The sequence below is a fragment of the Vibrio sp. 1580 genome (genome assembly GCF_033340055.1).
Map to the genome: position 1 here is coordinate 611,781 of NZ_JAWOVT010000001.1, position 20,342 is coordinate 632,122.

The 20,342-nt window shown below is 42.7% G+C and carries 13 protein-coding genes; 7 read left to right on the plus strand and 6 right to left on the minus strand.

All coding sequences use genetic code 11. The annotated features are described in order from the left end of the window. Positions 1-40: 40 nt before the first annotated feature. On the minus strand, positions 41-946 hold the full coding sequence (locus R7093_RS02770) for a DUF808 domain-containing protein (RefSeq protein ID WP_047101753.1): 906 nt from the start codon (positions 944-946) through the stop codon (positions 41-43). 172 nt (positions 947-1,118) lie between these two features. Here R7093_RS02770 and R7093_RS02775 point away from each other — a divergent pair, with 172 nt between their 5' ends. Beyond that, entirely contained in the window at positions 1,119-2,039 is a 921-nt protein-coding gene (locus R7093_RS02775; protein WP_047101755.1) for a M14 family metallocarboxypeptidase, read from the plus strand. A gap of 398 nt (positions 2,040-2,437) precedes the next feature. On the opposite strand, the gene R7093_RS02780 is transcribed toward R7093_RS02775, so the two are convergent. From R7093_RS02780 to R7093_RS02790, 3 genes are all read right to left on the minus strand, one after another. Beyond that, the gene (locus tag R7093_RS02780) at positions 2,438-3,148 is read right to left on the minus strand and encodes a 4'-phosphopantetheinyl transferase (protein WP_052767693.1); all 711 of its coding nucleotides are present in this window, start codon (positions 3,146-3,148) and stop codon (positions 2,438-2,440) included. 99 nt (positions 3,149-3,247) lie between these two features. After that, a complete protein-coding gene (locus tag R7093_RS02785) occupies positions 3,248-4,024 on the minus strand; it encodes a 2,3-dihydro-2,3-dihydroxybenzoate dehydrogenase (protein WP_115386762.1) in 777 nt (258 codons plus the stop codon). A 135-nt stretch (positions 4,025-4,159) separates the two neighbouring features. Then, entirely contained in the window at positions 4,160-6,295 is a 2,136-nt protein-coding gene (locus tag R7093_RS02790) for a condensation domain-containing protein (protein WP_047101757.1), read from the minus strand. Positions 6,296-6,707: 412 nt separating this feature from the next. Between R7093_RS02790 and R7093_RS02795 the strand changes: the two genes are divergently transcribed. From R7093_RS02795 to R7093_RS02820, 6 genes are all read left to right on the plus strand, one after another. Continuing rightward, a complete protein-coding gene (locus tag R7093_RS02795; RefSeq protein ID WP_047101759.1) occupies positions 6,708-7,652 on the plus strand; it encodes an iron ABC transporter permease in 945 nt (314 codons plus the stop codon). Continuing rightward, complete coding sequence (locus R7093_RS02800) at positions 7,649-8,602, plus strand: iron chelate uptake ABC transporter family permease subunit (protein ID WP_047101760.1); 954 nt, start codon at positions 7,649-7,651, stop codon at positions 8,600-8,602. The genes R7093_RS02795 and R7093_RS02800 overlap by 4 nt, the downstream gene beginning before the upstream one ends. A gap of 53 nt (positions 8,603-8,655) precedes the next feature. After that, positions 8,656-9,624 (plus strand): siderophore ABC transporter substrate-binding protein, encoded by a 969-nt coding sequence (locus tag R7093_RS02805; protein ID WP_031778891.1) that lies wholly within the window; start codon positions 8,656-8,658, stop codon positions 9,622-9,624. Positions 9,625-9,718: 94 nt separating this feature from the next. Then, positions 9,719-11,899 carry a TonB-dependent receptor gene (locus R7093_RS02810; protein ID WP_005375288.1) on the plus strand — a complete coding sequence of 727 codons (2,181 nt, stop codon included), beginning with the start codon at positions 9,719-9,721 and terminating at the stop codon, positions 11,897-11,899. Between the two features lie 74 nt (positions 11,900-11,973). Further along, positions 11,974-15,102 carry a non-ribosomal peptide synthetase gene (locus tag R7093_RS02815; RefSeq protein ID WP_047101763.1) on the plus strand — a complete coding sequence of 1,043 codons (3,129 nt, stop codon included), beginning with the start codon at positions 11,974-11,976 and terminating at the stop codon, positions 15,100-15,102. Next, positions 15,099-15,857: a thioesterase II family protein gene (locus R7093_RS02820; protein WP_235429172.1), complete on the plus strand. Its 759-nt coding sequence runs from the start codon at positions 15,099-15,101 to the stop codon at positions 15,855-15,857. Before R7093_RS02815 ends, R7093_RS02820 begins: the two co-directional genes overlap by 4 nt. A gap of 89 nt (positions 15,858-15,946) precedes the next feature. Here R7093_RS02820 and angU read toward each other — a convergent pair whose 3' ends face one another. Both angU and R7093_RS02830 read right to left on the minus strand, forming a co-directional pair. After that, complete coding sequence (gene angU / locus R7093_RS02825; protein WP_047101766.1) at positions 15,947-17,272, minus strand: anguibactin biosynthesis histamine N-monooxygenase AngU; 1,326 nt, start codon at positions 17,270-17,272, stop codon at positions 15,947-15,949. Positions 17,273-17,417: 145 nt separating this feature from the next. Continuing rightward, a complete protein-coding gene (locus R7093_RS02830; RefSeq protein ID WP_047101768.1) occupies positions 17,418-20,282 on the minus strand; it encodes a condensation domain-containing protein in 2,865 nt (954 codons plus the stop codon). Positions 20,283-20,342: the final 60 nt, after the last annotated feature.

Genomic DNA, 20,342 nt, shown 5'->3' on the forward strand with positions numbered 1-20,342 from the left:
CATGACCCTTGTTATTATCGTCTCATGTTTTTAGATGTGATTATTGACCACGAAGCTTTTCAACCATCGTCCATACCGCAACCACAACCAACCCCGCCACAAAGCCGATAATACCGTTCAATAAAATAGGCAAAATGGCTGTAGCAACCGAATAACCACTAAAGTTCATAATAATCGGCTCTACAAAGTGATGAATGGCGGGCACGTTGTGAACCACAATTCCTCCACCCACCAAAAACATCGCAGCAGTTCCTACAATGGTTAACAACTTCATCAACTTTGGTGCAAAAGCGACCAAGGCCCCTCCGACTTTCGCCACCCAACCTTTACCGTTTGAGCGACTTTCAAGGTAAAGGCCTAAATCATCTAGCTTCACAATCCCAGCGACTAGTCCATAAACTCCAACCGTCATAATCACTGCAATTAAACTGACAACTAAAATTTGCGTAACAAGACTGGCTCCTGTCACGGTACCTAACGCAATCACGATGATCTCTGCTGAAAGGATAAAGTCTGTTCGAATCGCACCAGAAACTTTACGCTTTTCATACTCTTCTATCGACTCGCCAGTATTAACTAGCTCCTCTTTTTCTTCGTGCGGATGCGAGTGAGGAAACACTTTCTCAAGTACTTTCTCTGACCCTTCAAAGCAGAGAAATAAGCCGCCAATTAGCAATAATGGCATAATAAGCCATGGAATAATCGCGCTAATAAGTAAAGCTGAAGGAACTAAAATCAATTTATTTTTGAATGAGCCTTTTGCAACCGCCCAAACCACTGGAATCTCTCGCTCAGATGCAACACCAGACACTTGTTGAGCGTTTAACGCTAGATCATCTCCCAATACACCTGCGGTTTTCTTTGCCGCCATTTTTGACATTAAGGCGACATCATCAAGCACCGTGGCAATATCATCCAACAGTGTGAGTAAACTTGCTCCAGCCATTTTTTGTCTCTTATATTAAATTGAGTAAGTAACAAAATGTAACACCAATGAATCACTCATCAAAGTGATGATTTTGCAAAGAATATCACCCCAAATGGTGTTTTATATTGCCGTAAAGATAAGACAGGTCTAGTCTTGTGATACCTTTCAGCAGTCAAAAGAAAAAGTATAGATGAAAAGTGGATACATTTACCCGATCGGTACTCCTGGCCAACCTTGGAACGAAGAAGAACGTAAAGCTTGGTTAGCAACGCAAGAAGTAAAACGTAGCTACCAAGATGAAGTCGTCAGTAAAATCGATGCCCTACGCGAGCGTTTTGATGTTGAACAATATGGTGCGCTCTCATACAACGAGGCACGCTTCCCTCTGTTTTGTATCAAAACACGCAATTGGGATTCAACTAAACCTGTTGTGTTGGTCACAGGCGGCGTGCACGGTTACGAAACCAGCGGTGTACATGGCGCATTAAAGTTTGTAGAAACAGAAGCAGAGCGCTATGCAGAGCATTTCAATATTGTCGTTGCACCCTGCGTAAGCCCTTGGGGTTACGAGGTGATCAACCGCTGGAATCCAAACGCGATTGATCCAAACCGCTCTTTCTATAAGGATAGCCCTGCCGAAGAGTCCGCTAACCTCATAAAGCTAGTTGCAACTTTAGGCGATGTGTTAATGCACATTGATCTACATGAAACGACAGATTCTGACGAAACTGAGTTCCGTCCAGCCTTAGCTGCTCGTGATGGTATTGAGTACATTGAAGGTATGATCCCAGATGGCTTTTACACGGTGGGAGATAGTGAAAACCCTCAGCCTGACTTCCAAAAAGCGGTCATTGAGTCAGTTGCAAAAGTGACTCACATTGCACCAGCAGATGAAAACGGCGAAATCATTGGTTCACCCGTCGTACAGTTTGGCGTTATCAACTACCCAATGGTAAAACTGGGCCTGTGTGGCGGCGTAACAAATTGCGTTTACGGCACGACAACGGAAGTGTACCCAGACAGCCCAACGGTGACCGACGAAGAATGTAACGATGCGCAAGTCTTCGCTATTGTGGGTGGTCTAGATTACCTAAAAAATAAGCTTGTATAACCCGAACTAACAGCGCCTTGCAATATAAGTTCGTATAACTTTTTAGCACAAAAGCTTGCAATCTTTCATATGAGATACATTTCAACATTAACAAATGACCACATTAATATGGCTACTTCTGAAGAGATTAAAACGCCATGACTTCATGTGGCATGATTGATATTACATATGAGTTGCGTTAAAACGCAAGCACTGGATAAGCTGCATGCTCAATATGCACCTCTGCTGTTAAAGCTGTACTCGCCACCTACAGTGTAAATTAATGAAGTTTTACTAGTTTAGGTCACCCTAAACTAGTAAAACCGATTAAGCAGATTAATAGCAATATATTAAGCCTGATGTTCTTTAACTCTTGTTCGTTGAGGTACTCTCGAACGTTCACTTTTCTAGTAACCTAATCAAAGACAATCGATAATTCTAGTTTCTACGTCATCAACAAATCGCCTAAAGAACACTTCGACCTTCTTTCCCTTATAAAAGGCACACGAAAGATCTTGGGTCACCTCAAATATTAATCTACCCTGCGGCCAGTCGACAAAACAAAGCTGAACAACGAAAAAGTCGACATAGATTTTTATACTTGGAAACATCGCCTTGAATAAACTCTCTTTAGCAGAGAATACCGTAGTTATAAATTCAGCGTAATTAGAAAACAGCGTAGAAAACGCATACTCCTTCGCACACAAAACATTAGGAGAAATAGAGCGCGCAATTTCATGGGGTAACCACTCCTGCCTATCAATACCAAAATACCCCTTTTCATCGGTGGCAACTATCGCCACGGCACATGTAGCACTATGACTAATGGAACCATAATAGCCTTCCGGCCATAGAGGCTCTCTATGAGCTCCAATTTGGGGCAGCTCTACGTTTGACGCCTCAAGTAAACACATTGCCATTTGTACGCATGCGCGACCAGCCATAAACTCACACTGCCTAGACTGAACGGCTCGGTGTAAGTTCGAAGGCAAACTCACACCTAGTGCCATTAAGTTACTTCTAAACTTGGTGGAATAGTCAATGTTCAAAGACACTTTTACGATGTTCTTGGCGATCCATTCCGTTTCAAACTTCAAGTTAAGTGCGTTGGCTGCCAGAGTAGATTTCATCTCAACCAAAAGTGCTCACCTCAATAATAGAACTGGTGTATAAATATCTAACATGACGAGCTTTCCAAATGCGCCAAACCATAAGAAATGCGTATTCTTTCAGTTGTCCAAGGTTGCCCCTCCATCAACTCGCAAGTCATGCATCGTGATATGGTTTGCTGCATCCGAAAGTAAAAACAAAATAGTGTTAGCAATGTCCTCTGGTCGAGCCAACTTTGCAAGTGGGATGCCCAACCTAAACTGACTTGAATCACCCGCGATCACTTCAGCCTCAGCATAATTTTCAGTCCACAACTGTCTTTGCATTGGCGTATCTGTTGAACCTGGGCTGACAATGTTGCAGCGAATACCAAACTGAGCAAGTTCGATTCCCATGCATTTCACCATCATATGAAGCGCTGCTTTTGAGGCTCCATAAGCACCAATCGCGTTCCTTGGTGTATTAGCTGCATTAGAACCAATAATCACCATGCTTCCAGAGCCTTGAGATTTCATCCCCTTGGCAAGGGTTTGCATTAATGCGAGGACACCAAAAGTATTTATCTCAAAAGTCTGCTTCACCACATCGATAGACAACTCATGGAGAGCTCCAACATGTAGCACTCCAGCGCAACAGACTAAATGGTCAAATGCAGCTTGTTGCTGCCAAGACTCCACTATCTCAACAATTCCGCTTTGATTGTTTAGATCTAACCAACGGCATTCAAACTGCGTAGGGTATCTTTGAGCCAAAACTTGCGTATTTTTATTCAAGAGGTCTATTTGCTTATCTGCCACGAGCACTCGAGCACCTGCGTTCAGTAAATGTTCTAAAGTTGACAAACCAATGCCAGTTGCCGCTCCAACAAGCAATATTCTTTGATTATCTAATGACATCATGATTTCCACTAAAAACAATGAGTCTACTTCTTAGAAAGTAAACTCTTTTAATGTTGGGGACTTAAAAAATTGACATACTAGGCAAGTGACATTCACTGGCCGTTACTATGGCAATACTGTCAATAATACGTTTTAGGTTAGTGTTGCCTGAAGTACGGCCTGGCTGATGAGGACTTCTTTCATTTTCTGTCCAATGCTAGAAACCTGTTCAGCGTTGTAACGAGCAGTCTGATAAGTAACAATTAAGCGCAAACTACGCGCTTCGTTGACCACGTTTTCCATAATTTCAAAGTGTAAACCAAAAAGTGACTCAGTTTTATTTGGGAGGATTTGCTGGTACGAAACCGATTCACCCTGAGGATTTTGTAGTGAGCCATACAATGCATTATCAGCATGAATCTGAGCATACACATCAAACAATAATCCGTTGTTGGGCTCAAAACCAAGCTCGCGTTGAACCATATCAATCGGCACTGTTGCGTGGGGCAAAGAGTCATTGATGATTTCAGTTACATGTTCAATCAGCCTCACAAAAGATTGCTCAGGGTCAAATACCACTCGGTGAGCGACCATTGTGGTGTAGTAGCCGACTGAGCCGAAGTATTTTGCATCATCGCGTCCTGATGCAGATGTACCAATCACCAAGTCCTTTAAGTCTCCTGCGTCCTGCAGAGCATGTGCAATAGCAGAATAAATAACACTGAAAATAGACGAGTTGCACTCTCTAGCTAAGGCAGAGACAGCCTGACGAGCGAGTGAACCTAAATCGACTTCTATCCAATTTGCTTCAATTGCATTAATAACAGACGCCTTTTGCTCAGGTTTATGTTCGGTCAGGCAGAGGCCTTGAGTAGCGTCTTGCAAATGCTCCACCCAGTAACGCAGATCTTCTGGACTTGCGCCACGATTCTTCTGCGCGACAGCATAATCATGGACGCTAAGCGCCGGTTTTGTCCAAACGGGTTCTAAGCCTTGAACTCTCGACATGTATGCATTTGAAAGCTCAGACATCAAACTATTTAATGACCACTCATCGATGATCATATGATGAATCAGAAAAGACAATATCTGCTTTCCTGTTTGCTTATCTCTAAAGAATCGTACGCGCAGAGGAAGCTCTTTAGATACATCAAACACATAAGCCGCTTCAGAAGCCAAGTTCGCATTACCAGCGTCTGTGCTTCCCCAAAACCAAGAGTAATTTGGCAAGTCTTTCTCATCAATTATACGCTGCCCTACGCCACTCTCGTCATCAACAAACAAACTCCTGAGGCCAGTGTGGCGAATCAATAAATCTGAAAATGCGAGCTCAAATGACTCCTCGTCCACTTCTCCATCAAATCGCATTGCGAATGGCAAATTAAAAATCGCACACTTGCCAGTAGCAACATGTGCGTCCCATAAGAATTGTTGTGCGAATGACAATGGATAGCAACTTGATACCGTTGCCTCCTGCATTTCGAGTTCTTCTGAAGGCGTTGACAGCGGCGACTGATGAGGCACCGAAGCACACTGAGCAAGAGCTTTCACGCTCGGAAATTTAAAGAAGTCATTAAAGCTAACTTCGATACCATGATTATTCATTAGGTTCCCAATAATTCTAGTTGCCAACAGTGAGTGCCCACCAATTTCAAAAAAGTCGTCATCTAATTCAACATCAGGGTCATCGAGACTATCCCTAAATTCAGCTAATATTATTTCTTCAATATTACTTTCAGAGTCATCATGGTAATAAAACTGAGCGATATCTATACCTTTCGGATTAAAACCAGCACAATAAGAGTGGTTATTCAAAGCTTCGTAGTTAACACTTAATAAATTAATGATAGTTGTATTGTTAATATGTGGTTCTAATATCGGATGAGTAACAATAAACAAATACTTCTCTTGCTCAGTTTGTAAAATAACTACTCTAAATGGCGACTGAGACTCTGGGTCCCACTCGCGCATTTTCATTGCTTTGATCAACTCTGGCAACTGCTTACTGGCTAAATCTAAAGTGTCAATGAACTGGCTTTCTTCCGATAGATGCCACTTCTCTAACTCAAAGTCTTCAGATAATCCGTATCGAAGGTTTAATCGCATATCGACTAAAACAAGCTTGTGTAACGCTCGTTCAATTAGAACGTTTTTGCTTTTTTTATCAATAATATAGCAAAAAACCCTCCATTCAATACTCTGTGAATCTTGAAGCTGTCGCATCCAAACTTGCTCTTCATATTCGCCGATTGGAAGTAGGACTTTAGGCTCTTTAGTGACGTTGTTCATATAAAATCTAACTCTTACTTGGCCGCTTGACATGTTAGCGACCTGATTTTTTAGGATTATGTGTTAATTTGCTTACACATCGACAATAATGGTGATAGGATTGATTATCATTTAGATTTGCATTTCACGTCAAGCCAATAATTATATTGAGTTGAAAAGGGAGTTTTTTGTCAGCTAATCCGAGTTAACTGACGAATTAATCCGTTAAATTTTAAGTTGTAAAGTGGCTCTGACAACATTTTGAGAATTAAGTTGTGATCGTATTGTTTATTAAAGAAAACCTTGGTTATGATTTATTGAAATTGGACTTCATCTCAGTAAAAAGTATCCATTATGCGTATTCCTCCCCACTTTTATTCCAACTAGAAACTAATTGCAACTCTTTGCCTTTTTGTTTCGGGGCACGTTTTTCATGAATACTCGGATAATTATCACATTTACTTTATTGTGCTTAACTTCAATTTTCGTCGGCGCAAACCAACTAGATTGGTCGTTATTGCTGACCATGGATGACAAAGCTTGGCTACCGATTACTGCTAGCAGATTACCAAGGCTAATCGCACTAATTCTTACCGGATCTGGTCTCGCAATATGTGGTGTTATTCTTCAACATATTGTTAGAAATCGTTTTGTTGAGCCGGGCACCACAGGCGGTATCGATGCGGCAAAGCTCGGTATTTTGGTATCTATCGTCATGCTTCCATCCTCAGACAAGCTTGAACGTATGCTCTTCGCCGTACTATTTTGCTTCGCCGCTGGCCTTATCTACATTGCCATCGTACGAAAAATTAAATTCAGTAACTCTGCGTTAATACCTGTGATTGGGCTTATGTTTGGTAGTGTACTAAGTGCCATAGCGGAGTTTTATGCTTATCAAAACAACATCTTACAGAGTATGTCCGGTTGGTTAATGGGAGATCTCTCCAAAGTGGTCCAAGAACACTATGAAATAATTTTCTTGATTTTACCCATCACCCTACTGACTTACTTATATGCACATAAGTTTACTGTGATGGGAATGGGCGAAGATGTTGCGTCCAACTTAGGAATTAATATTGCGTTCACTGCCGCCTTGGGTCTAATGCTAGTTTCCGTGACAGTTGCTATAACAGTGGTGACCGTAGGTGCCATTCATTTTATCGGTTTAGTCATACCTAACCTAGTCGCACTAAAATATGGCGATCACCTTAAAAATACCCTACCAATCGTTGCACTAGGCGGCGCTTCGTTACTTATTTTTTGCGATGTCATAGGCAGAGTTGTTGCCTTTCCTTTTGAAGTCCCAATTGGATTAACAGCCAGTGCTATCGGGGGAGTTATGTTTCTTGTGTTTCTTTTGAAAGGAGCACGAGTATGAGATCACATTACTCAAACATGCGAGTGAGCATTATACTCGTTTGCATACTATCTATCGCCTTTATCTTTACAAGCTCTGGGTGGGATTTTGATTACGTCATCCCCAAGAGACTGATTAAACTTGGTGCCATAGTTATTGGGGGCAGCTGCGTGGCCATCTCTGCTGTTATTTTCCAAGCTTTGGCTGGTAATCGTATTCTTACGCCATCCATTATGGGATATGAGTCGGTTTATCTGGTTTGGCAAACCCTACTCTTATTACTAGCGGGCACTTCTGGCATCGCTACATTAGGCGTTGTCGGTAATTTCGCTGTCTCTGCAATACTCATTCTGTTGTATTCCTTAGCGATTCAATCTTGGGTACTCAATAGATTTAAACATGACATGCACCAAGTTCTGCTGATTGGCTTTGTTTTGACAATGGTGCTGACAACTCTTGCTCAATTTATCCAGCTCAGAATAAGCCCTGGAGAATTCTCTATCCTTCAAGGATTCAGCTATACCTCGTTTGAGCGAGCGAAACCTTCTACGTTACTTTTTTCCAGTATTGCGTTAAGCGTTTTGGCACTCTTTGCTAACAGATGGTCACGCGAGCTAGATGTGATAGGTCTAGGTCGAGACCAAGCGATGTCATTAGGACTAAATGATAAGCAATATGTACCAAAGTTCTTTGCTGTAATCGCCATTTTGGTAGCAATTTCGACGAGCTTGATTGGCCCAACGGCTTTTATGGGAATTTTTATTGCCAATATTGCTTATTCCATTACTAGCGCACCGAACTACAGACACATATTGCTCGTTGCTTGTGCTATTGCAATTGTCATGTTCTTGTCTGGTCAACTTCTGGTAGAGCACTTATTTAACTTTAAAACCACCGTCTCTATTTTGGTGAATGTCCTTTGTGGGGGATATTTCCTAGCCATCACGATAAGAGCAAGAAGCCAAATATGAAAACTGTTACTCGCCTGTTTAAAGACAACTCACTGACAAAAAGGAAATACCCCATGTTTAAGAGCCCCCTACGTTTGAGTATCGTGCTTGCTTGCTGCGCTCTAGGAACCTTATCAGGTTGCGAGCCGGAAATAACTAAAATTGAAGATACTCAGCCATTAGAAAAGCTCATCGTGATTGAACACAATCTCGGAGCAACTACTATTTCTCATCGCCCTCAACGAGTGGCAGCATTAGATATGAACGAAGTGGACTTTTTAGATCAGCTAAATGTTCCAATCTCAGGAATGGTGAAAGACTTTGTTCCTCACTTTCTAGCGAAATACAAAGACACACCTGAGATAGCGGATCTTGGTGCGATAGTTCAGCCTAATATGGAAAAGATCTATGCCCTAAAACCAGATCTCGTATTGATGACTCCGCTACATGCTAATCAGTATGAAGAACTCTCTCAACTCGCTCCGACTTTACATTTTGACATCAGCTACCGTAATAGTCGTGACCATCACGTCGATACCATTAAGAAACACCTTGTAGAGCTTGGTGAGATCTTTGAAAAGCAAGAGCTAGCCCAACAGAAAGTTGCCGAAATCGATGCAAAAGTCGCAGAAGTGCGCGCTGTTACGAAAGAGCGTTCAGAAAAAGCTTTGGTTGTCATGCATAACAATGGTGCTTTCAGCTCATTTGGCGTTGAGTCTCGTTATGGCTTCGTTTTCGATGTTCTGGGGGTAAAAGCAGCGAGTGAAAAAGTGGAGACAGGTTTGCATGGTCAGCCAATTTCTAGCGAGTTCATTAGCCAAGCTGATCCAGACATTCTTTACATCATTGATCGAACAGCAGTAATGGAAGGAAAGCCTGTCATTGATGCGGAACACTTAGCAAACCCGCTACTCCGTCAAACCAAAGCATGGAAAAACGACAACGTCGTTTTTGTTGATGCCGATGCTTGGTACATCACTTCAGCAAGCATCACATCTCTGAAAATCATAATTGATGACATCCTAAAAGGTTACCAAAGCTAAATCTAATAACAATGAGTTGGATCTTAAGTAATTCAACACTCAACCGACGTCAGAACGGATGTGAGCTAGCCCAAACAAAGAAAAGGAATCTATAATGACTCATGACTATCATCAGATAGCGATGGACTCTTCACAGAAAAACAAACCAAGCCCGTGTCATATCGCCCTCTTTATTTCACTTCAATTTAGTACTTTTGTCGTACCAATTAGTATCGCTCAAGCTGAAGAAGTCGTAGATGAATCAATGACAGTTTATGGTGAAGCAAACAGAGTTTATGCCGCTGGCAAAGTTTCTCACGCGAGTAATATGGGAATGCTTGGCGACAAAAACTTCATGGAAACGCCTTTCAATACGATTGGATACACAGAAAAACACATTCAAGACCAACAAGCACGCGATATCTCAGATGTAATCTCAGCTTCTGATCCCTCTGTTTTCACCAGCGGTGAAACCGGCTTAAACAAAGAAAGTTTCAAAGTAAGAGGTTTCAACTCAGACATTAGCGACGTTATGTTTAATGGATTGTATGGTATCGCTCCTTATTACCGAACCTCTCCTGAAATGTATCAACGTATTGATGTACTTAAAGGTCCTGCTTCTTTGCTCAACGGTATGCCACCGAATGGATCTGTTGGTGGCACCATCAACTTAGTGACAAAAAGAGCACAAGAAACACCAATCACATCTTTCACCGGCAGCTACTTATCGGACACTCAATTCGGAGGACATATCGATATTGGACGTCGCTTTGGTACAAATGAAGAATTTGGTATTCGTTTCAACGGTGCATTTAAAGATGGAGACACCGCGATAAACAACCAAAGCAAAAAAACTCAACTTGCATCATTAAGCCTTGATTGGCGTAATGACATTGCTTTCCTTGAAGCAGATTTTTACTACAGTACAGAGCGAGTTGAAGGTGCAAACCGTGGGTTAAGCATCGCTTCTGGTCTCAAAATCCCATCACCTCCTCCATCTGACACATTATTGACGCCAAGTTGGGCCTACAATGATAGCGAAGATAAAGGGATGATGATTCGCGGGGAGCTAAACGTTAGTGACTCTGTAACTGTATACAGCGCATTGGGTGGTAGCCGTACAGATTTTCATTCAAATGTACCGCAACGAATCAAAATCATCGATAACGAGGGTAACCTAGAGGTATCTCTCGGATCAGTTAAGCTTGAGAACAAACGAACTTCAGGTGAGATAGGTGTTCGTAGCAACTTTGACATTGGCCCAGTAGAACACCACCTTGTACTGAATAGTACTTACTTTAGAGAAGATAAAAATGATTCTCCAACAGGTAATAATAATCCAGCCCCTTGGAACTCGAATATTTATGATCCTGTTTGGGGACCAGAAAATTCAGTTTACGACAACTACTATGGTTTACCTGTCGATTCAACTCAGGTCAGCTATGGCATTGCCGATACGTTATCTTTTGTTGATGGGAAATATCAAATCACGCTCGGCTTGCGTTACCAGAGCATTGATTATGAATCTGGAATAATAATGAACGGAATGTCGCTTCCTACCACCAAGTTTAAGGAAAGTACTTACACTCCCGCACTTGCAGCATTATACAAAGTTTCGAGCTCAGTTTCGCTTTATGGTAACTACACCGAAGGCTTAACGAATGGGAAAACAGCAGGCTCTAGCGCCGCAAACGCAGGAGAGGCTTTTGAACCCCAAAAAACCAAACAGACTGAAGCAGGCGTGAAGCTTGACCTGGACGGCTTTGCTCATACGTTCAGTTTATTTGAGATTAAAAAGCCAAATGGGTACCAAGATCCGGATACCAACATTTTTTCTTTCGGTGGTGAACAGCGCAATCGCGGTATTGAATGGGGGTTCTACGGCACACTATCAAAGGACTATACGCTCATCGGTGGTATCGCCTATACAGATGCAGAGATTACAAAAGCAACAGATGTGACAGAGGAGGGGAAACAAGCAACTAAGCTACCCGATTTACAAGCTAAACTCGCATTAGAATGGAACCTCCCTGCGATGCGTGATCTCACGCTTATCGGCCAAGCGAACTATATGTCTGAACAGTACATTGATGCACAAAACACTCAGGCATTACCTGCACAGACTATTCTTGATCTTGGCGCACGCTACAACTCAAAAATTGCTGAAACAAGCGTGGTTTGGCGCCTTAGCGTAAACAATGTCCTGGATGAAGATTACTGGACAACCACCCACTATGCGGACCTAGCTCTAGGCGCACCACGCACAGTGATGCTGTCAGCTACTGCGGATTTCTAATCCCTCTCACCGCCCCCTTAGGCTTCCATCTTAGGGGGTTCACTCCTCCACTTGGCTATTTACGAGAATTCACAATGAACCAAAGCAAGTATTTATCTCCTAGCAATAACACAATATTGCCCTTAACTTCTTATCAAAGCTGGCAGTTATCGACCCAAAGGCAACGTAGTGAACAGCAAGCCATCACCAACTTTATCTATCAAGAATTCGAATACAATGATACATCAAAGGAAGCACTAGAACGTTGTCTCGTAACACTTATAAACCATCACCCTATGCTGCATGCCAGAATCAGTGATGATTTTTACTTACATATTGCTAAAAATAACTACACTAAAGCGTTCAATGTGAACGAGTTAAGCGAGGTATCGGAAGAAGAAATAGAAAAGCAACTGGCACTTACTCGTACCGCGCTAATCAAAAGTAATTCACAAGCGATTCTCTGCATCTCAATTAGTCTATTGCCACTAAATAGAATTCGGCTTCATGCTCGCTTCAACTCTGTCGTTGTTGATACGCAAAGTGTTTCGATATTTTTTGAACAACTGGATCAAATGTTAGCAGGAAACCTACCCTCATTTTCCTGCCAAACAGAAGCTCTCACTGCACATCACGATTTGGTCACTAGCGAGTTAACAAGCATGACTTTTAGTTCTTCCGAATGGGAAGAACATATATTAAAACTACCTAAGTCCGTAAACCTCCCAACAGTTTGTGAACCAGACAAATTGTCTGAGACAGGCATAAGCAGACGAACTGTGAGTATTCCGTCTGAAAAGTGGCAACAGCTAGCAACAAGAAGCAAAAATCATAGCGTAACACCAGAGCTAACGCTGGCGACCATTTTTGCTGCAGTTTTATCTCAATGGGGGCATCAAGAGACTTTCATGTTAAGGTTTGATACTAGCCCCAAAAATAGAACAAAGGGGATTATCGGCCAATTCACGCAGCCTCTACTTGCCAACTTATCTGGTTTCGGTCATAGTTTTCTTTCTCTTGTTCGAGAAAACCAAAAACACTTCAAACACACGTACCCTCGTCAACTGAAACCTATTTTTTCACTTGTTCATCAGCTATCTCGGCTTTCAGACGCTCATCGCGCCCCCGCCAATATCGCTTTCTCTAGCCAGCTTACAGAAACCAATCGAAGAGAGTTGTGGGGGTGCCGCCAATCAGCCAATACTTGGCTATCGTTACATGCGGAGTTAAAGAAAGACGAACTTGTTCTGTATTGGGATAGCCATGATGCACTATTCCCAAAAAATATGATCCAAGAAATGTTGGTTAGCTACACAGGTCTCCTTGACTCTCTCAGTCAAAGAGACAGTGATTGGACACACTCCCTACCAATCTTGCTACCAGAAAATCAAATTTCTACTCGTAATGCGTTCAACTCATCTGAAGCCCACAAATTGCCAGAAGGCTTACTTCATCATGGTTTTTGGAAAAACGTTGAGACCTTCCCAAACGCAATAGCGGTTATTCATGGTCATGAGTCTCTCAGCTATCAGACTTTAGCAAGCTATGCGCAAAGCTGCGCAGGGGCGCTAGCAAAGGCTGGAGTTGCACCTGGGGATAGGGTTGCTGTGAGTATGAACAAAGGAGTCGGCCAAATCGTCGCTGTATTAGGCATATTATACGCTGGTGCTGTTTATGTGCCAGTTTCACTCGATCAGCCACAAGAAAGGCGCGAGGGTATTTACCAATGCGCTGGTATAAACGTAGTTCTTACAGATAAGTCTGATGCAAAGGACTCAATGCTATCTAGCCAATTATCGTATTTAGATTGGCAAGCAACAATTAAGAGCATACCAATGACCGCTTCACCAGAAATTGAGCCGAATAAGCCTGCTTATATTATCTATACCTCAGGCTCAACTGGCACACCGAAGGGAGTTGTCATCTCTCACCAAGGCGCCCTAAATACCTGTATAGCCCTCAATCAGCGTTACCAAATCAATAGCAATGATCGAGTATTAGCTCTTTCTGCTCTCCATTTTGATCTCTCTGTATATGACATTTTTGGTCTACTCTCTGCCGGAGGTGCAATAGTACTAGTGAATGAGTCTGAAAGAAGAGACCCAAGAGCTTGGTGTCGAGTCATAGAGAAGAATAACGTCACCATGTGGAACAGCGTACCTGCACTTTTCGATATGTTATTGACTTATGCGTCTAGCTTTAGGTCCTCTGCGCCTTCTGAACTGCGCTTAACAATGCTTTCTGGAGATTGGATCGGATTAGACTTACCAGACCGCTATCGTCAGTATCGACCTGACGGGAAATTTATCGCGATGGGAGGAGCCACTGAAGCATCAATATGGTCGAATGTCTTTGATGTCCAACATGTACCACCAGAATGGCGTTCTATTCCTTATGGCTACCCTCTTCCGCGACAACAATATCGTGTAGTTGATGACTTCGGACGCGATTGCCCAGATTGGGTTGCTGGAGAACTTTGGATTGGTGGAGATGGCGTCGCTCTTGGTTATTTTGACGATAAGCTAAAAACTCAAGCGCAGTTTTTACATATTGATGGCTGTGCTTGGTATAGAACTGGGGACATGGGTTGTTATTGGCCTGATGGCACCCTTGAGTTTTTGGGACGCAGAGATAAACAGGTAAAAATAGGTGGATATCGAATTGAACTGGGTGAAATCGAAGTTGCACTCAACAACATTCCCCAAGTACAACGTGCGATCGCCATCGCTGTAGGTAAGCAAGATAAGACTCTCGCAGCATTTATCGTCCTTGATCCTGAACAAGAAAACGCCAAGCGACTAGACACAAATGAAGTACAAAACCTACTGAGCGATCAACTACCTAACTATATGATTCCTCATAGAATAGTGTTTCTAGACGCATTGCCGTTAACGGCAAACGGCAAAGTCGACCACAAAACTCTCTCTCAAATGACAAGCCGTAAAAAGAACAAATCGTCTGCTGTAGATCAACCACTTGTCACATCCAGTGAACATAAGTTAGCCGAAATTTGGCGCAAGGTACTCGGCGTGCATGAGTTCTGCAAGTCGAGTGATTTTTTCCAAATGGGAGGAGACGCCTACGCAGCAATTGAAGTACTTAAACATTGCCACCAAGCGGGTTATCCAATCAAATTATCTGTATTGTATCGCTATCCTTCGCTTGAAACTCTCGCTCTCATTATGGATAAGTGTAAATCAACAACGCCTCAAGGAATTTCATGATGAGTCCATTAATCGCGATTGCTTCTTCTGGCACGCATCAGGATACACACTATATTGTTTGCCCCTTTGCAGGCGGTGGCAGTGGCAGCTTTAGGGCTTGGCGGAATCTGAATCTATCCAAAGAATCCGTATCAATCATGCTTTACCCTGGCAGAGAAACCAGAATTGATGACGCTACTCTTGAAAGTATCGAATCATTAGCCGAAGAAATGGTTCAAGCCCTGTTGGCAAGCCGTATCCCCATAGAAAACACAATCATTGTTGGTCACAGTATGGGAGCGCAAGTCGCTTACGAGGCAAGCAGAAAACTCTTGCTCCAAGGTCACTCCCCTAGAGGTCTTATCATCTCTGGTTGCCAAGCACCTCATATTAAAGGTCGAAGACTACTCGGCGAATGTGATGATACAACCTTCATTACTAATCTAATCGAAATGGGAGGATGCGATATAAGTCTTGCTGATAACCCGCAATGGTGGCCAATATTTCTTCCGGCTTTACGAGCAGACTTTACCGCCACAGAGCAGTATCTTTTTTCATCACCACCACATAGAGATGCGCGGCTTTTTGTCCCCACTCTTTTGGTTTCGGGAGATAAAGATCAAGAAGCCTACTATTCAGAAGTGGAGGAATGGAAGCTTTGGTGCAATAACGTGATTGAGCATCTTGTTGTCAAAGGAGGCCATTTCTATGTTACTGAGCACCCAGAAATGATGCTTGATTGTTTGAGAGCCTTATCAATTGAAGTTGCAGAGTAATAGTTTACTTAACCAACTGGTCATCTTTAAGGTGGCCCATAAAGAGGACCTGCGTTTAAAATGCATGTCCTCTTTTTTGTCAAAGATCGCTAGTTTGCCACTGGAGTACCATAAGTCTGGAAAGCAGATTTTTCTGGCAGTCGATAAACGTTCTGCCCCAAAGCTTGGTTTACGATTGAAGCATTTCTGTATGCGCCAATACCTAGATCTGGTCCACCAACACCATGTTGGAAAGTCTCCGGGTTTTGAACAAAGACACGTCCAATACCTTGGTCACAACGCTGAGCAACAAAGTTAGGCTCAACTATCAAATCACCATATTCATCAGTGGCTAGCACCAAGCCTTTTAACTCGTCCAGCCATTTAGGCCACTGATGCGCATACCCAGTTGCACAAATAACTGCATTAGTATCAAGAGAAAAAGCTCGGTCTTGCTGTGATTGATAACACCTCACTTTGATTGACTGAGAGCGTTCGGTTACTTCGACCTCATTTACTTGGCTATTAGAGTACAAGCTTAATCCAGGCTCATGACCTCCAATGGATCGCTCATACAGAAGATCAAAAATCTCTGCGATAGTGTATCCACTTATGCCTTTATAGAGCTGCCCCTGCCCTTCAACGATTTGACGACGTTTTTCGCGAGAAAGAGTTTGAAAGTAGTCCATATATGCTGGTGTAAAGCACTCTTGTCCCAACTTAGACGCTTCCATGGGATGGAAACCAGCAGAACGAGTGACCCAGTTAATCCTTACTCCGGCATCAATTTGCTCAGGACTTAAATCACGATATAAGTTGAGTACGCATTCCGCGGCACTTTGCCCAGATCCTACTACCGTAACACTATTAAACTTTGCTAATTGCTCACGCATATGAGCAAACTCCGCAGAGTGTTGAATCAAAGTATGATTTGCATTTTTGGCCCAATTGGGCAACCAAGGAACAGTTCCAACACCTATCGCTAAATCTCGACTATACCTCGTCCTAACTTGCCCGCTGTTCAATTGACTTTGAATTACAAAACACTCGTGCTCTTCTGAGTATCTTACATCCACCACATTTTCACCATATGAGCAGTTTTCTAGCTGTCCTGCGGCCCATTGGCAATAATGGTTGTATTCGCTCCGTGGAACAAGAAAAGTTTCATAATAGTAAAACTGGTACAAGCGATCGTGTTGCTTAAGATAGTTTAAGTAACTCAGAGGATGAGTGGGATCTGCCATAGTGACAAGGTCGGCCAAAAAAGGAACTTGTAAGGTCGCTCCTGGAAGCAACATACCACTATGCCAATTAAACTCTTGCCTGCGCTCAATAAACTCAACGTCGAGCTCAGAATGATGAGAGCTCAAAGCGGCAAGCCCTAGGTTAAATGGCCCTATGCCAACACCAACGATATCTTTTATTGTTATATTCACTTTTTCTCCTTGATATGAGATAAAAATATTCTAACGTTCTAAAAACCTAAGCAGCAGGCTCAACTAGGTTCTTCTTACTAGTCTCCATCTTTCTTTGGTAAACTCATTTCACGTCTATAATTGAACAAAACGATCAGAGCGCAGCCTACAATCCTTGTTGCAGAGCGAGTGCTGTTACATCGTTTGCGTCTTTGCAACGTATGAGCTGCTTCACTGGCAACTCCACCGGCAAGGCTTTTTTTAGTTCGTTACTGATCTCTTTTAGATGATTAGGCCGAAGTCCCAACTGAGCGAAAAGCATATTTTCATCGATATCGTCGTCTGCTTTCCGACCAATAACTCTGCAGTAGATATCAAAAATAATCTGCTTTGTTGAATCAACAGTACTGGCTTCCTTGGGAGGTGAGTCCAATAGTTCTATGACTCTTGATTCATCAGGTGATAATTGTTTATTCAATACGACTTCAAATTTAGAAGTTTGAATCATGTGATTAAAAATCATGTCAATACGATCCAATATCAGTTTCACTAACTCATCCACAACCGCTTCACTGGCATAATCGATACTAAACATGATTGAGCCCCCTGCCTGTGCGACAAAGCGTACGTCGATAGCTACTTGGGGAGTTTGTGTTAAACCACGTTGAAGTGTCATCGGTGCATTGTCACTTAACGCAGGCCAAGACAAACCATTGGTGATGACGATAGGAAGTGTCGGCCCTGGCCTGCATCTATCAAATAACGTACGCGCTAAATCCACACCAGAAAATGAGAGGTGCTCTAGGCCTTCTAACATATCTGCTTGCAATGCCTGTGCTCGTTGAAGAAATTCGTTTTGACTAGTATCCCACTGCAAAGCAATAAAAGTCGATTCACTTGCATAAGATGTACTTATCATCGGTAATACTGGAACGGCCACACACAGCTTGCCATCACTGACAAGAGAAGACAGTGCTTCCATCGCAGCTGACATCATCACCGTATTCTTGTATAACCCGTGTTTCCCGCCTACTCGGACTAGCTTTTCCATTGTATCTTTACCAATTTCGAGACTCTGCCTCTTATATCTAGACGAAGAGATCGACTCGAGCGATTTATGCCAAGGGAAGCGCATTATCCCTTCAACAGTAGACAGTTTATTCATCCAATATTTTTCGTCCTTGGCGCGTTGAGTTATCACGTCTTCACCGTTAGGTTCATTATCAATGCGGGGAATGGATGGTGCCTCTCCCTCAAATAGTTCCACCAACAAAGATGCGATAGAGCGAGCATCAAGAATCAATGCATCAAAACGAGCAAAAACGTGAGTTTTAGCGTCAGGGAGAGTAAAAGTCGTGATATTCCATAACGGCTGTTCTAAATCAAAGATTTCATGGCTATATCTATATCTAAAACGTCCCAGTTCCTCCTCCACCATATCTGTTTTCAACTGACTTAAATCCACATGATTTAAGTTAAGTTGTGGGCATTTACTTACACGTAACTTGAGTGACTTGCTATCAATAAACTTCCTCAGGCTTGGATAGTTGGCCACCATTTTCGACAATCGACGACGAATACACACTGCTGAAAGCACACCTCGGTACTCCAACATCTCTTGCATTGCAACGCCTCCAAGAGGCATTTGTGTCGTCCTACCTAGTAAATAGGCTCGCTGCATCGGGGTCAGCTCTGCTGTTAAACACGTTTGGCAAATCAGTTTCGTTTGTAAGTTTTCCAACGGGGCAACCAATAAGCTCGGGTCAGAAATAACACTTTTCGTCAAAGCGACAAAGTGCTCGAACATCGGCGACGTCCATTCCTTTGGCAAGGCTTCGTGCCGAACATCCCAATTGATCATGATACCGCCATCAATACTCACAACCTGGGAGTCAAGCGCGACTTGAGAGCCTTGCGAAATAGTCCAGTTCATCTTGCCAAAATGCTTGTGGACTCGACGGGAGAATAGGTCACCACTAGGTAAATCAATTGCCGATGTAAAAACGATCGGTGCAAGCTGCGCACTGCCATGATGTACCGAAAGATCTCGCATTACATTCACACCATCATAACGACTATGCCCAAGTAGCGACGACATTTTAATAGCGACTAGGTGGCAAAAATCAATGAGAGTTTTAGAACCATTCATATCTACACTGAGAACGACAAAATTAACGAAGTCCCCTACTAAATCATTTGTGCCTTCAACAATTGGGGGACGCCAAAATGTAGGGACGTTAATTCTAAACGCGGTATCTCCGGTTGCTTTACCTAATGCTCTTGCAAACAAACCCAGCATCAGATTTGCGGGTGTTATCAAGTGTTGTCGGGCAACAGATAAAAGAGCTTTTCGCTGCTCAGGTTCAAGCCGAGCTGAATAATGATGGCTTTCAAATTGACTGGGATTGTAGTCTGGTAGTGGCAATGAAGGCGCTGGAGCAATACTTGCTAACTGAGATTTCCACCACTGCCTATCAGCCTTTCGTTGTAACTTTAGGTCTGGATCGGTTTTCGCTAAATCATGCCAAGTGAAAAAGGTCAAATGATCGATGAATTTTAAAGGAACGCCCTCGTAAAGCTTTGCAAAATCTTCAATTAAAATACGACAGCTATCTGGGTCTATAGCAATCATATCGGTATCGATATGTAATCGAAATGCACCATCTGATAGTAAACTCACGGAGAACTTTGCCGCTTGACCTTGAGTCAAATCAAGCATCTGATGGGCCCACTTATCTCTCTTACGACTCAATGCTTGATTCTGCTCATCTTTAGATAGCAGGCTAAAGTCGTCGATTTCTAACAGGCTATGGTTGGGCACATCTACGATAGAACCAAGGCCGAATTCATCAACTTTAAGTCTTAGCATTTCATGTCTGTGGTACAAACTTACTAGAGCTAAATTGAGCTTCTCTAAGTTGATGTTCTCGCCATCGAATTCGGTGTAAAGGTGGGATGCAACACCGCCAAGTTTGGCATTAGCTTCTCTTCCAAACCAACATGCGGCCTGCATTGGTGTTAAATCACTCATCAGCTTTCACTTTGTTGACAATTCATCGGTTAGGTGCCATTATTTTGCAAACGATAATCA